Below are 14,491 nucleotides of genomic sequence, written 5' to 3'. Positions count from 1 at the left end.
GTTGGTTTATCTATCCTCGCGGCTCTGTAAGTTAAACCGCAACTCTATGGGAGAATTAATATTTTACTACCCATTGGGTGTCTAATTCAAATATAGCTGATGAATTTTTATTGTTTATTTTTGAAAAATAGAGTATCTAAATGAGAGATGAGTAAAATTCTTACATCCTATTAGAAGTAAAAAATAAGGATAACACCCTAACTGAAAGACTTCTCTTTCCTCATCCGTGTACAAAGAGAGAGCCTAGCGCTAGGTCGTACAAGTTATATGAATCAAGTTATAGAAAAAAATGGTAAAGGAGTGTACGGAATGAAGAATAAAATAATGACAGGATTTTTAATAACATCCATTGTAACTGGAGCGAATATTCCTATCAATACTCTCGCAACACCAATCGTTCAAGCAGAAACTCAACAGGAAAACATGGATATTTCTTCATCATTACGAAAATTAGGTGCGCAATCTAAATTAATCCAAACGTATATTGATCAATCTTTAATGAGTCCTAATGTACAGCTAGAGGAAGTCCCAGCTTTAAATAACAATCAATTCCTAATCAAACAAGATATGAAGGAATGGTCATCGGAACTCTATCCACAGTTAATTCTATTAAATTCAAAAAGTAAAGGATTTGTAACGAAATTTAATAGCTATTACCCGACATTAAAATCGTATGTAGACAATAAAGAAGATAGAGAAGGGTTTTCGGATAGACTTGAAGTTCTTCAAGAAATGGCTATGATGAATCAAGAAAATGCGCAACGACAAATTAATGAATTAACAGATCTTAAATTACAGCTTGATAAAAAATTAAAAGATTTCGATACTAATGTGGCAACTGCGCAAGGCATATTAGGTACAGATGGAACAGGAAAAATAGATCAGTTAAAAAATGAAATATTAAATACCAAAAAAGCAATTCAAAATGATTTACAACAAATTGCATTAATACCAGGAGCTTTAAATGAGCAGGGATTTGCTATATTCAAAGAAGTTTATAGTCTTTCAAAAGAAATTATTGAACCGGCTGCTCAAGCAGGGATGGCAGCGTATAACAAAGGAAAAGAAATTAACAACTCTATTCTAGAAGCGGAGAAAAAAGCGGCGCAAGAAGCGACAGAGCAAGGTAAAACTGCTCTAGAGATTGAATCGGCCAAAAAAGCAGCTCGTGAAGCAATTGAGAAAAGCAAACAAGGTGAAATAGCTGCAGCTGCAGCCGCAAAAACGCAAGAATATGACCTGATGAAAGCCATTGATACTGAAAAGATTAAGAAAACATTTGGTGTCTTCGCAGAAGTAAATAAACTAACAGCAGAGCAGCGAGCATATTTAGATGACTTAGAGAAACAAAACCAAAAAATATATGATTTAACAACGAAACTATCAATAGCAGATTTACAAAAATCAATGCTTCTTATTTCACAAAATGATTTGCATACGTTTGCAAATCAAGTAGATGTAGAACTTGACCTACTAAAGCGCTATAAAGAAGATTTGGATCTAATAAAAAATAACATTACAAAATTATCTACTAATGTTGATGCAACTAACGAGCAGTCTCAAAAAGATACATTAAGACAATTAAAAAATGTAATAAGTTACCTTGAAGAACAGGTATATAAATTTTGATATTACGTTTTTGAAAAAACTATAAAGATTATAAGAATCTAGCGAAAGAAGGAGAATAGTTATGAAAAAATTCCCATTCAAAGTGCTAACTTTAGCCACTCTGGCAACGGTTATAACTGCTACTACTGGTAACACTATTCATGCATTTGCACAAGAAACGACCGCTCAAGAACAAAAAGTAGGCAATTATGCTTTAGGTCCCGAGGGACTGAAGAAAGCATTGGCTGAAACAGGGTCTCATATTCTTGTAATGGATTTGTACGCAAAAACAATGATTAAGCAACCGAATGTAAATTTATCTAATATCGATTTAGGTTCAGAAGGAGGAGAGTTGCTCAAAAATATTCATCTTAATCAAGAACTGTCACGAATCAATGCGAATTATTGGTTAGATACAGCGAAGCCACAGATTCAAAAAACAGCTCGTAATATTGTAAATTACGATGAACAATTTCAAAATTATTACGACACATTAGTAGATACTGTACAAAAGAAAGATAAGGCAGGTCTAAAAGAGGGCATAAATGATTTAATTACAACAATTAATACAAATTCAAAAGAGGTTACAGATGTAATTAAGATGCTACAAGACTTCAAAGGGAAACTATATCAAAATTCTACAGATTTTAAAAATAATGTTGGTGGTCCAGATGGGAAAGGTGGATTAACTGCAATATTAGCAGGTCAACAGGCAACGATTCCACAACTTCAAGCTGAAATTGAGCAACTTCGTTCTACTCAGAAAAAACATTTTGATGATGTATTAGCATGGTCAATTGGTGGTGGATTGGGAGCAGCTATTTTAGTTATTGCAGCTATTGGAGGAGCAGTTGTAATTGTTGTAACTGGTGGTACAGCAACACCGGCTGTTGTTGGTGGACTTTCAGCTCTTGGAGCAGCTGGTATCGGTCTAGGAACTGCAGCTGGTGTCACGGCATCTAAGCATATGGACTCCTATAACGAAATTTCTAACAAAATCGGAGAATTAAGTATGAAAGCAGATCGTGCTAATCAAGCAGTTCTTTCGCTTACTAACGCGAAAGAAACATTGGCATATCTATACCAGACTGTAGATCAAGCGATATTGTCTCTAACAAATATTCAAAAGCAATGGAATACAATGGGCGCAAATTATACAGATTTACTGGATAATATCGATTCTATGCAAGACCACAAATTCTCTTTAATACCGGATGATTTAAAAGCTGCTAAAGAAAGTTGGAATGATATTCATAAAGATGCAGAATTCATTTCAAAAGACATCGCTTTTAAACACGAATAGAACTGAAAATGAAAAATTATATTGGAGGAATATAAAATGATGAAAAATATCCCGTACAAACTGATCGTTGCATCTGCTCTATTAACTATGACAGCAACTTCTGTAGTCTCACCAGTAGCAACTTTTGCAAGTGAAATTGAACAAACGAACAATGGAGATACGGCTCTTTCTGCAAATGAAGCGAGAATGAAAGAGACCTTGCAAAAGGCTGGATTATTTGCAAAATCTATGAATGCCTATTCTTATATGCTAATTAAGAATCCTGATGTAAATTTTGAAGGAATTACTATTAATGGATATGTAGATTTACCTGGTAGAATCGTACAAGATCAAAAGAATGCAAGAGCACATGCTGTTACTTGGGACACGAAAGTAAAAAAACAGCTTTTAGATACATTGACTGGTATTGTTGAATATGATACAACGTTCGACAATTATTATGAAACATTGGTTGAGGCGATTAATACAGGGGATGGAGAAACTTTAAAAGAAGGAATTACAGATTTACGAGGTGAAATTCAACAAAACCAAAAGTACGCACAACAATTAATAGAAGAATTAACTAAATTAAGAGACTCTATTGGACAAGATGTTAGAGCATTTGGAGGCAATAAAGATCTTTTGCAGTCGATTCTAAAAAACCAAGGTGCAGATGTTGATGCAGATCAAAAGCGTCTAGAAGAAGTATTAGGATCAGTAAACTATTATAAACAACTAGAATCTGATGGGTTTAATGTAATGAAGGGTGCTATTTTGGGTCTACCAATAATTGGCGGTATTATAGTGGGAGTAGCAAGAGACAACTTAGGTAAGTTAGAGCCTTTATTAGCAGAATTACGTCAGACCGTGGATTATAAAGTAACATTAAATCGTGTAGTTGGAGTTGCTTATAGTAATATTAATGAAATGCATAAGGCGCTTGATGATGCTATTAACGCTCTTACTTATATGTCAACGCAGTGGCATGATTTAGATTCTCAATATTCGGGCGTTCTAGGGCATATTGAGAATGCAGCTCAAAAAGCAGATCAAAATAAATTTAAATTCTTAAAACCTAATTTAAATGCAGCGAAAGACAGTTGGAAAACATTAAGAACAGATGCGGTTACATTAAAAGAGGGGATAAAGGAATTAAAAGTGGAAACTGTTACTCCACAAAAATAGGGAAATATTTATTCTGTTGCAAAGTGACCCGTAACATAGAGAGTCTATGATTACACTGTTAAACAGTAAAGCAATAATTAACAAATCCTTATATATTAAAAAGGCGGAGTCTCATTAAAGACTTCGCCTTTCACTTATATATGAGTTTTATCCAAATAAAAAGTTAGTCATGTAGTTTACTTGTTTTTAAAAATTTGTAACAGAATTAATCAATAGGGGACAGGTTATATAGATTTGCTTAATAATATCGAATCTATGCAACAACATCGTCTTTTAATAAGAATAGGACTTGAAATCATACTCTATACAGGAGGAATAAGAAAAGATGAAAAAAAAACCTTATAAAATACTGGCTGTATCAGCATTTTTAATTATGACAACTACCTATGCAGTCGCACCAGTAGCAACCTTTGCAATTGAAACTGAACAAACAAACACTGGAGATATGTCTCTTTCAGCAAATGAAGAAAAGATGAAAAAAACTGTGCAAGATGCTGGGTTATTTGCAAAGGCTATGAATGAATATTCTTATTTGCTAATTAATAATCCGGATGTGAGTTTTGAAGGAATTTCTATTAATGGGTATGCAGATTTACCTAGTAAAATTGTACAGGATCAAAAGAATGCAAGAGCACATGCTGTTACATGGAATACAAAAGTAAAAAAACAGCTTTTAGATACATTGACCGGCATTATTGAATACGATACAAAGTTTGAAAATTATTATGAAACATTAGTAGAGGCGATCAATAATGGAAATGGGGATACTTTAAAAAAGGGGATTACAGATTTAAGGGTGGGGATTCAACGAAACCAAAAGTCTGCAAAAGCACTAATAGAAGAATTAACTAAATTTAAAAACGCTATTGGAGAAGATGTTAGAGTATTTGGAAGCCATAAAGAGACCTTGCAATCGATTTTAAAAAACCAAGGAGCTGATGTAGAGACTGATCAAAAGCGTTTAGATGAAGTTTTAGGACAAGTAAACTATTATAAGAAATTAGAATCTGATGGGTTAATAATGGTGAAAGTCCCTTTTATCCCCACGCTTATTTCTGGTGGCATAATGATAGGTACTGCTAGAGATAATTTAGGTCGATTAGAGCCTGCTTTAGCAGAATTACGTAAAACTGTAGATTATAAAATTACATTAAATCGTGTAGTCGGAGTTGCATTTCATAATATTAGTGATATGCATAGTACGATTGATAGTGCTATTACTGCTCTTACTTATATGTCCACACAATGGGATGATTTAGACTCTCAATATTCGGGCGTACTGGGGCATATTGATAAAGCTGATGAAAAAGCTGATCAAAATAGATATAAATTTTTAAAGCCTAACTTGAATTCAGCTAAAGACAGTTGGAAAACATTAAGAACAGATGTTGTCACATTACTAGAAGGCATAAAAATTGCAGAGAAGAAAGAACAAGATTTTATGAATCTACTTCGTCCATCAAACGTTTTTTACTTTTATAAAAAAATCCATAACGCATACACTTTTGAAATAAAGACTGGAACAAATGCACCAAATGCGTCTTATAAAGTTATGAATTTAACTAAAAACACTGTTCATCATATGTGGAGTGGAGGGGCTAATACAAGCATGTGGGCTGACTGGCTTTCATTCAATCCAAATGATGAATTTGCGGTGGTAGCAGTAATGGATGGAAAAGAATATGTTGTGTATAAAGACAAAGTAGAAAATATAATGAACTGAACCCCCAAAAACGCATTAATTGGAGATGGTACACTAAACTAGACACCAAGTTAATTGAAAAATTGACCGGCATATGGCTCCTTATTTCCTAGAACACCTAGCTAAAGCAAAGGAATTCGTACATAGATTAGTTGACATTTATGTAGGTTTCATCCATTTTCAAAGATAGTTTTTCTTTTTTGTTTTATTTTTCAAAAATCACGAATGAAATTTCCGTATTCACGAACTCAGCACATAATGGTTGTTAGATGAATTGACATACCACGTCCCTTTAGAATTTCAGGCATATTACGATAACTTAAAGAAAAAAATAATAGTAGCAAATGGCTACTATTATTTTTCTTTAAAATATCACATCTGTCATGTTCCTTATTTGCTTTCCCAGAATTTATTCTAGTTAAAAAAACCTTGCACCAGAACACATATTGTTCTGATGCAAGGTTCGCTGCAATATAAAATACACGACAGTAAGGGCAAGATATAAAATGTGATTTCAAAAGAAACATATGTATATGTGAAGTAAGGTAAAAGAGGGGCTGCTCATAACCAGTAGCCCTTCTTTATAACGTTATTTTGCAGGGAAATGTTCAAATATACGTTATAAATCATATTCCTCTTTTTCGGAAGAGCAACAAGAACATCTAGCTTAAAAATTTTCACAACAGAGCCAGATAACGTGTTAAAGTATTAATTACTGTGCATGTAAAGATAAAAAAGAGCCTTACAAAAAGATGTTTGTAATAGTTTAGCTTATACGATTTTAGGGGATTAATAGCATTTTATGCCGTTATTATTAACCTAATTTCCAAGAAATAGAGGTGAATGTAGGATGACTAAACCTTTTAAAAAAAATAGTCGTTATATGGTTGGATTGGACAGTCTAAGGGGCCTAGCTATACTAGGTGTTATTTTGTATCATATTAATTTTAATTGGATGCCTGGAGGATTTTTAGGAGTTACTGTATTTTTTGTACTTTCAGGTTATTTAATTACAGATATTCTAGCCATAGAGTGGAAGAGAAATAAGAGAATTGATTTAAAAAAATTCTGGCTTAGTAGGGCAAGGAGATTGCTTCCAGGAATGCTTGTTATGCTCGTTATAACGTTGGCATGGATTACGGTTTTTCATAGCTCTTTACTTGAAAAAATGCGCGGAGATTCATTAGCGGCATTATTTTATGTTAGTAACTGGTGGTATATTTATCATAAATTATCGTACTTTGATAATTTTAACCAGCTTTCTCCATTGAATCATTTTTGGTCGTTAGCAGTTGAGGAACAATTCTACGTTGTTTGGCCGTTTATTATTAGTTTAGGGCTTTACTACATAAAAAAACAATCCCGTATGATTTTATTAATTTGTCTGGCAGCCGTTGCTTCAGCTTTAGCGATGGCAATTTTGTATGAACCTGGAGCTGATCCGAGCAGAATATATTATGGTACAGATACGAGGGCCTTTTCCTTACTTATCGGAGCGGTACTTGCCTTAGTTTGGCCAAGCAATAGGCTTGCAAATAAAATTATCCCAAAGGCGCGTTTCATTCTTGATGTAGTGGGGGGCATTGCCCTTATTATTATTTTGGTTATGTTTTGGAAAACCAATCAATATGATCCATTTCTATACAAGGGAGGAATGGTTCTCTTATCAATTGCAACAGCATTGTTAGTGGCAAATCTAGCTCATCCAGCTAGTCGTATTGCTCAATTTTTACGATTTAGACCTTTACGTTGGATAGGGATAAGATCGTATGGCATATACCTCTGGCATTATCCAATTCTTACATTGACGACTCCAAAGGTAAATGCTGGGGATTTTTCACTAATAAGAGCAATCCTTCAATTTCTTTTGATTATATTGATTGCGCAAATTTCATGGAAGTTTATTGAAAAACCAATCCGAGAAGGAACGCTCCGGAACATTCAGTTTAAGAATTTAAGAATTCAAAATGTCACTTTAGGTGTTAAGTTAGCTTTAATTTGTACATTATTCGTTTCGTCGATAGCAGTCGTAGGATTATCAAAAGCTAGTAAGGCTAAGGAGAATTCTCAACAAGATAAGGTGGAAGTAGCACAAACACAACCGGCGCCACATCCAGTTGCAGTTTGGGAAAATCCAAATCAAGAGACGCCTCAAAAACAAGGGGAATCAAGAGAAGTAAATTCTGCGCAACCTAAAAGTTCACTCACAGTTACTGCGATAGGCGATTCCGTTATGATTGATATTACTCCGTATTTAAAAAATACTTTTTCTGATATTAGGATTGATGCGCAAATTGGTCGCCAGCTGTCAAAAGCGATTCCGGTAGTTGAACAGTTAAAATATGAAGGGAATTTAGGAAACTATGTCATTATTGGATTAGGTACAAATGGAGCCTTTACTACTGAGCAACTTGTTTCATTAATAAAAGTAATTGGAAACGAACGTAAAATCATATTTATTAATACGAGAGTACCACGTCCGTGGGAATCAATCGTGAATGAGAGACTGAAAGTAACGGCATCTGAATATCCGAATGTAACTCTAGTTGATTGGTATGCAGCAAGTGCTGGAAAGAAAGACTACTTTGCACCTGACGGTGTGCATTTAACCAAAGTAGGTGCAGAAGCATACGCAGCACTTGTAGCTAAAGCGGTGAAGCAATAATTAACTATGTTTTATTAACTTCTGTTGGGTAAGGAAATGGTTCTGAGTATGAGGTGCCACTCTGAGGTTTAATTACAATTCAAAAAAGAATATTATTCATGTTTTTCTAATCTACGATTTAGAGTGGCCTGACTCACTCTTGTAATTTGACATGAAATATAGGCGAACTTGAAAAGAAAGAAAAGGACTAGAAGAGGCTACAAAGGATACAAAATATGAAGTTGAAATATTAGGAAGAGGCTCTGCAGGTGGAAGCACTGCAAATACATTAAAAGAGCAACAAGTAATAAAAAAGTTAATTCAAATCCATAAAGTATAGTTCTAACGAGAATACCAATGACAGATCCTCGTTGGCCCAAAGAAGGCGACTGGGTGAAAATGAAAACTTGCCTTCATGGTAGCCAGCAGAATTGTTTGAAGTATCGAACCCTTTACAACCTTTAGAATGGTATTTTGCGGATCATAAACATAGTAAAGCGACAACAATAGAATATATATGGGGTTATAAAGAATTAGCTTTAAATTATAGACATGCTCTTGGTTTAATAGAAAGGGAGAATAAGGATATTGCAATATTTTTAAAGCGAAAAGCCGAAATTGAGGAATTAGAAGAATTGTAATAGTGAAGGAATTGATTAATTTATAAAAAACGTAGGAATAAAATATTCCTACGTTTTTTGTACATAACATTTAAAAAAACACCTTATTTTTGGGGGATTTGAAGGTTCTAATGGAAGATTTCCTGGTTTTCGATTTGAATCAATATGATACTATTTACATGTACTGTCATGTAGGGAATTATATTTTTTGCACCTAAACTGTTTGTAATAATTGTAGGATTTTCTGTTTTTTTGTCGAATATATCTTTAATGCAAGGAGGGACATTACATGATTATTAAAGACTATTTCATCAATCTTTCTATTTTTTCTTTATTAGTTAGCGCAGCGATATTTATTCAAGTGTTTTTGATTCATTCCAGGCGATATTTCGAAAAATTCTATGGAGGGATTATTGCAGTTACTTTGATGCTCTGTTCTTTTCCATACATGGGATTTTCCTACGATCTTCGAGTTGTTCCTCTTATTCTATCTTTTATTTACTTTGGTCGCATTGCTGGCTTGATTACACTAATTAGCATAATTATAATGCGTATCTTTTTCATTGGTGGGTATTGGGAGCCACCTGTGATTGCATATTTAAGTATGAGTGTTCTATTTTCTACTATTAAAACATATTCTAAAAACCTTCAGCCTTTTAAAAGTGCATCTTTATATTTTTCTGTTTTTGTCGGAATAAAGTGGTTAGTTGGTGTATTCTTTAATACTACGTTACTTTACTCTGGAGGTTTATTATATATAGCGTTAGGACTTTTAATTGGGCTATTTCTTATGGAAGCCTACCAGAGATTATATTATTTAACACAGGACTTATCTAAAATGAATCGGGAATTAAAAAAATCAAAGCAAGAACTTACAGATACCGTACATGAGCTTCAAGGAGGGATTTTTAAATTTAAAAAAGTGGGTAAGCACTTTATACACACTTTATGTGATGGACAGTTTTATTATCAAAAAGGATTTTACTCTGAACAGGTGGTAGGGAAAAGCTTACGGACTATTGATGCCTCTATTGTTCCACCACATTTAGTTTCACAATTGATGAAGTATTATCTTCAGGCATGGGAAGGGAAAGAAATTATATTCGAATTACCCTGGCCAGATGATAAAACAATTATTCTTATTGCACTTAGGCCGATTAAACGAAATGGACAAGTTATTGAAGTTGTTGGTTCTACAGTCGATATAACCGAAAGAAAAAAGGTAGAATCAGAATTAAGAGCTACCAAAGAATTACTAGAATCATTTATAAAGCATAATGTAGATGCTATTACCATTTCTGATCGAGAAGGGCATATTTTACAAGCAAATAAAGCTTATGAAAAGATATTTGGATGGTCATTAGAAGAAATCATAGGTAAGAGATTACCCTGTGTACCAGATTTCTTAATGGAAGAATCACTCAAAAATATCCAGAAAATTCTAACAGGAGAATCCGTAGTTACTAGATTAGAAACTGTTAGACGACGTAACGATGGAAGTCTTCTTGATGTCAGTCTGACAGTTTCTCCTATATTAGACGTAAGAGGAAATATGATAGCTTTATCTGCAATATGTAGAGACATCTCTGAAAGAAAACAAGCAGAAAGAGAGCGACATCGATTACATCAACAATTAAAAGATAGTGAAATGAAGTACCGTGCACTAATCGAACAAGCAACTGATGCAGTATATGTAGTAGAGCTGAATGAAAATTATGTTCCCAGTCGATTCATTGAGGTAAACCCTGTTGGTTGTAAAAGATTTGGATATAGTAGAGATGAGCTGCTCTCGTTACCATTTCCAAATGTAGTACCACAAGATTCTAAAATGATTGTAAGGTTGTTAGAAAAAATTAGAGAGGGACAAACTTCCTTCACTTTGCAAGATGAATATGCTTTTCCAACAGGAAAAATAATAACAACTGAGTTTAGTGTCCGTGTTTTTAACTTAAATGGTAAAAAGGTTTTCCTGAGTATTTCTCGTGATATCACTGAACGGCTAAAAACAGAAGAATTACTACGGAAATCTGAAAAACTTGCTGTCGTAGGACAATTAGCGACTGCAATGGCTCATGAAATTAATAATCCATTAACCGCAATGAAAGGGTTTATGCAATTACTAAAATCAACGGAAACTGAGAATAATCAGGGGTATATAAATATAGTATCATCAGAGATTGAGCGTATAGAAAGTATTACTAATGAATTTATGGCGGTAGCCAAACCACAGGTGTTAAAGATACAACCTAATGATATTAGTGTGCTAATGGATCAAGTTTTAATGCTACTGCAACCTCAAGCAATGATGAATAATATAAAAATTAGAATTGATTTTACACCTGGTATTCCATTGATTCCATGTGAAGGAAATCAATTAGAACAAGTATTTGTTAATATTATAAAAAATGCAATTGAATCCATGCCAACAGGAGGAGAAATTTTGATTCAATTTGATAAACTTGATAATAATCAAATAAGGATTCGCTTTATCGATCAAGGATGTGGGATTCCAAAAGAACGTATACCATATTTAGGAGAACCTTTTTACAGTATTAAGGAAGAGGGAATCGGCTTAGGATTAATGGTATGTTATAAAATTATTGAAACACACCAGGGGAAGGTATTTATTGAGAGTGAAGTGAATAAGGGAACTATAGTTGAAGTCACTCTTCCAATTTGCACACTTCAAAATTAATATATTCTTTTACTGAAATTTTATAAATTAGTAAGCAGTTAGCTTTGGCTAGCTGCTTTTTTGTATATATTGTAATCGATTCTTCATATTACGGCTTTTTAATGTTTCATATATAGATTTTAAAAACTCTGTAAGTGTTTTGTAACATTTACGAGAGACTTTTTTAACAGTTATGAGAGAGAAAAGAAAGATTTGTTATATATGATGAAATTAATCTTACTAGTAGGTGTTCTAATTGACCTAGAAACCAAGGAGGAAAAATAACAATGAAACAATTGAAGCCAGCAATTAGTGTATTAGGTAGTGTATCGATGGCACTGACTTTAGCATCTCCTGCTTTAGCAGATGTAAAACAACCGAATCCAGGAGGTACAGTTGAAATATTCAAAGAGAATGCAAATGTAAAAAAAGAAGATAAGAATTTCACGCTCGGATCTGATGGGGAAATAGGTTCACTCATTACACAAAACATTGAAATGGCAAACAACGATTGGGATAAAGATGGTATTTCTAACGACTTAGAGATGAATGGATATAAAATTGAATTCAATTCACAAACTGGAAAAAATGAAGCGAAAGCATGGGATCCCGAGAAGGATAAAGGGAAACCAAAATTTATATCGAATCCTATGAATGCAAATACGGATGGTGATCCTTTTACTGATATGTATGAGGTTGAGAATTATAACAACGATTCTGATACTAATTTCAATCCGATAGTTGCCAACATGCCGAATTTGCAAATTGGTGTCAAACGAATTGAAGTAATTCCTATTGCAACCATTACGGATAATAATGGCGGATCAGTTAGCAGAGGATGGGAAAAAAGTGTATCTACACAACATTCATTTAATGTAGGTTTAAGTGGTTCAGGTGGTGTAGAAGGCTCAGCAGCCGGTCCTGTTCCTTCCGGAAGTGTTTCAGCAAATGTGGGATACGGATATTCAAAAACAACTACGGAAACGGAGAGTTATACAAATAATTTTGATTGGTCTACTGCAACAACTGTGGATACAGCGAACGCAGCAAAATTACGGGTACATTTGGAATATAAGAATGTAGGAACAGCATCCGCTGAAAATGTTTCGCCTCATTTTAATATTCGTTTAGGAAACAAAATTATTAATACTGTAAAGGCAACACAAGATCGTTATAAAGCAAACTATTTAAGTACAGAAAAAGGTGGACGGAATAAAACAGAAGTAGTAATTGACAGTTTAGAAGGACAAGCAGATGCGAATATTGTCTTATCTTTGGATGAATTGAAAGCTGTTGAACAAGGGGAACTTCTTTCGATTGAAGTTTTACCTACAAGTACAATGGATTTATCTATTGAAAAAGGTGAAGAAATTATGCATTTGGGGGATTCAGGGAGATATGAGTCTAGAGTAAATGCAGCTACTGAACAATTAGAAACAGATATAGGAAATATACCAAAGTTTAGGGTATATACTCCTAAAGACAAATCCATTGCTGATAAGCCAGTTTTATCCTATAACGAAGTTTTTCAACATGTAAATATAGATACGAAAAAAGTAAATCATATTGTAAACAAGGCTAAAAGTACTAATAACGTATCAGTGGTTTCAGCTAATAATGGAACTGATGCATTGAACGATTTAAAAGCGGGACAGGGAGATCGCGGTTATTTATATAAAGACTCTGTACACGGTGCTTTTGCAAAACTACAGCAACCAACATTAGTAGAAGGTAGTTATGATTCTGTGACGCAAAAGATTAGGGCAACAATTTTACCTGGTTTATTTGATGTGAGTAAAGAGATTCCTACTATTTATAGTAAGAAATGGAATGCTCCGTCACAAACAGTAACACTAGTTAAACGTGAGAATGGATTTACATATGAGTCTAGAGAAAATATACACCCTATTAAATCTGAAATTGCTGCGCACAGAAAAGTTACATTTGAAATCAATGACGCACACAATCTAACCCCTACACAAAAGATTGATACTGAAATTAAAGCTAATAAAGAATTTGAAGATTATGTAGTAGATAATTCAGGTGAATTTGTTACAGAAGGGGTTCCTTATACCGTAGCTTCATATGGAAATACAGCTTATTGGGGAAGTCATCATGCCGGGAATAAATGGGAGTATCTTTGGGCTGAAAAATCTAGCGATGAAAAAGTGAATGTAATTATTGAAAGAGTAGGTCAACCTAAACCTGGAAAACCAATTAAAAAGGATGAAGAGGTATTAATTAAATTTCGAAATCCTATTTATTCAGATTATGCATATTTAAAACTTCAAGATAGTTATATCCATTTAGATCAAAAACAGAACGCAAGTACTTTTAAATTTAATCATGCATATCCAAAGAATTTCACTGGATACCATAAGCAATGGAACATACTATCTAATGGTAACAAGTTAAAGGTAGGATATTTAATCGATTATATGAAATATGGTAATGGAGAGAATGGGACTGATACTATAGCATGGAATCTATCAAGAGTTCAGTAATAGGTAACAGTTCTGTTACTAAGTTTGAAAAGAGGACCGGAAATGAATTGAATCCGAAAAGTTAGATACAATAATTTAGGTTACTAATAAGGAATGAGTTCGATGTTGAATCGGACTCATTCCTTTTAATTTATATAATTTAGTAACTACTATTTTAAATACCTATCTAGTCATATAAGTAATCAAATGTTAAGATTACTATCTGTATTACAAAATTTATTTTCTGAATTTTCATTGGATAATAGAAAAAATAAATTTTGTGTTATTGGTGA

The 14,491-nt window shown here is 33.6% G+C and carries 7 protein-coding genes and 2 pseudogenes; 8 read left to right on the top strand and 1 reads right to left on the bottom strand.

Translation table 11 applies throughout. The annotated features are described in order from the left end of the window. Positions 1-309 precede the first annotated feature (309 nt). The 4 genes from hblC to QEP67_RS16020 all read left to right on the top strand — a co-directional run bounded on the left by hblC (position 310) and on the right by QEP67_RS16020 (position 5,798). Positions 310-1,629 (top strand): hemolytic enterotoxin HBL lytic component L2, encoded by a 1,320-nt coding sequence (gene hblC, locus QEP67_RS16035; RefSeq protein ID WP_048566590.1) that lies wholly within the window; start codon positions 310-312, stop codon positions 1,627-1,629. Positions 1,630-1,690: 61 nt separating this feature from the next. Then, positions 1,691-2,911: a hemolytic enterotoxin HBL lytic component L1 gene (gene hblD / locus QEP67_RS16030; protein ID WP_064469567.1), complete on the top strand. Its 1,221-nt coding sequence runs from the start codon at positions 1,691-1,693 to the stop codon at positions 2,909-2,911. 36 nt (positions 2,912-2,947) lie between these two features. Continuing rightward, positions 2,948-4,075, top strand: a complete 1,128-nt coding sequence (gene hblB, locus QEP67_RS16025; RefSeq protein ID WP_000977258.1) for a hemolytic enterotoxin HBL binding subunit HblB — start codon at positions 2,948-2,950, stop codon at positions 4,073-4,075. 325 nt (positions 4,076-4,400) lie between these two features. Further along, complete coding sequence (locus tag QEP67_RS16020; RefSeq protein ID WP_000730118.1) at positions 4,401-5,798, top strand: alpha-helical pore-forming toxin family protein; 1,398 nt, start codon at positions 4,401-4,403, stop codon at positions 5,796-5,798. Positions 5,799-5,985: 187 nt separating this feature from the next. Here the strand turns inward: QEP67_RS16020 and QEP67_RS16015 are convergent. Further along, a pseudogene (locus QEP67_RS16015) lies at positions 5,986-6,135 on the bottom strand (IS6 family transposase); the annotation flags it as partial. Positions 6,136-6,627: 492 nt separating this feature from the next. Between QEP67_RS16015 and QEP67_RS16010 the strand changes: the two are divergent. The 4 genes and pseudogenes from QEP67_RS16010 to QEP67_RS15995 all read left to right on the top strand — a co-directional run bounded on the left by QEP67_RS16010 (position 6,628) and on the right by QEP67_RS15995 (position 14,219). Continuing rightward, on the top strand, positions 6,628-8,442 hold the full coding sequence (locus QEP67_RS16010; RefSeq protein WP_048566440.1) for an acyltransferase family protein: 1,815 nt from the start codon (positions 6,628-6,630) through the stop codon (positions 8,440-8,442). Positions 8,443-8,810: 368 nt separating this feature from the next. After that, positions 8,811-9,062 (top strand): annotated as a pseudogene (locus QEP67_RS16005) (hypothetical protein); the annotation flags it as partial. Between the two features lie 268 nt (positions 9,063-9,330). Then, positions 9,331-11,736, top strand: coding sequence for a PAS domain S-box protein (locus QEP67_RS16000; protein ID WP_353706320.1), 2,406 nt, complete (start codon positions 9,331-9,333; stop codon positions 11,734-11,736). A gap of 266 nt (positions 11,737-12,002) precedes the next feature. Next, complete coding sequence (locus QEP67_RS15995; protein WP_000811544.1) at positions 12,003-14,219, top strand: binary toxin-like calcium binding domain-containing protein; 2,217 nt, start codon at positions 12,003-12,005, stop codon at positions 14,217-14,219. The last annotated feature ends 272 nt before the right edge of the window (positions 14,220-14,491 follow it).

The organism is Bacillus cereus group sp. MS39 (genome assembly GCF_040448665.1).
Lineage (GTDB): Bacteria > Bacillota > Bacilli > Bacillales > Bacillaceae_G > Bacillus_A > Bacillus_A wiedmannii.
This window is presented reverse-complemented; position numbering and strand designations above follow the sequence as displayed.

Coding starts and splice junctions, on each gene's coding strand:
- hblD (WP_064469567.1), top strand. CDS start 1,691: ATGAAAAAATTCCCATTCAAAGTGCTAACTTTAGCCACTCTGGCAACG.
- QEP67_RS15995 (WP_000811544.1), top strand. CDS start 12,003: ATGAAACAATTGAAGCCAGCAATTAGTGTATTAGGTAGTGTATCGATG.
- QEP67_RS16020 (WP_000730118.1), top strand. CDS start 4,401: ATGAAAAAAAAACCTTATAAAATACTGGCTGTATCAGCATTTTTAATT.
- hblC (WP_048566590.1), top strand. CDS start 310: ATGAAGAATAAAATAATGACAGGATTTTTAATAACATCCATTGTAACT.
- QEP67_RS16000 (WP_353706320.1), top strand. CDS start 9,331: ATGATTATTAAAGACTATTTCATCAATCTTTCTATTTTTTCTTTATTA.
- QEP67_RS16010 (WP_048566440.1), top strand. CDS start 6,628: ATGACTAAACCTTTTAAAAAAAATAGTCGTTATATGGTTGGATTGGAC.
- hblB (WP_000977258.1), top strand. CDS start 2,948: ATGATGAAAAATATCCCGTACAAACTGATCGTTGCATCTGCTCTATTA.